Below are 483 nucleotides of genomic sequence, written 5' to 3'. Positions count from 1 at the left end.
GCTGCTCGTGCCCGGCATGCTCGCGGCTGGGCTGCTCGTGCTGGTGCGCACGATCGGGATGTTCGAGCTGACCTTCTTCACCGCGGGGCCGAGCACGCAGACACTCGTCGTCGCGCTGTATTACGCGGTGTTCTCGACCGGCGTGCGCGCGCCGCAGTCGATCGACGCGATGGCGATGATCTACATGGCCATCACGCTCGTATGGGTGGTCATCGCGCTGCAGTTCGTGAGCCCGACGCAACTCGTGAGCCGCGTGAAGCAGGAGCGGCAGTAGGGGCGTCAGCAGGCGCGGGCGAAGCGGAGGCGCGATCGCGCCCGTGCAATTGGTTACAAATGGATACCGCGCACGATACGCGGACGTTGCAGACTACGCGGCGTTCACCCGATAACGGATATCCATGAAGTTCCAGACGCTGCTGACACTCGCCGGTGCATCGACCCTCCTTGCCGCCTGCAACCTGCTCCACGACGGCCCCGGCTCGG

Annotated in this window: 2 pseudogenes (1 of these 2 running past the window's edge); both read left to right on the top strand. The window is 65.6% G+C overall.

Annotation, left to right across the window (positions count from 1 at the left end):
* A pseudogene (locus tag FOZ70_RS37720) lies at positions 1-274 on the top strand (ABC transporter permease); the annotation flags it as partial.
* Between the two features lie 124 nt (positions 275-398).
* Positions 399-483: pseudogene (locus tag FOZ70_RS37715) on the top strand (hypothetical protein) (it continues 273 nt past the right edge of the window).

It is taken from the genome of Burkholderia sp. COPS, from assembly GCF_019425585.1.
GTDB lineage: Bacteria > Pseudomonadota > Gammaproteobacteria > Burkholderiales > Burkholderiaceae > Burkholderia > Burkholderia cepacia.
The sequence above is the reverse complement of the archived record's forward strand: the minus strand, read 5'-3'. Positions and strand labels throughout refer to the sequence as shown.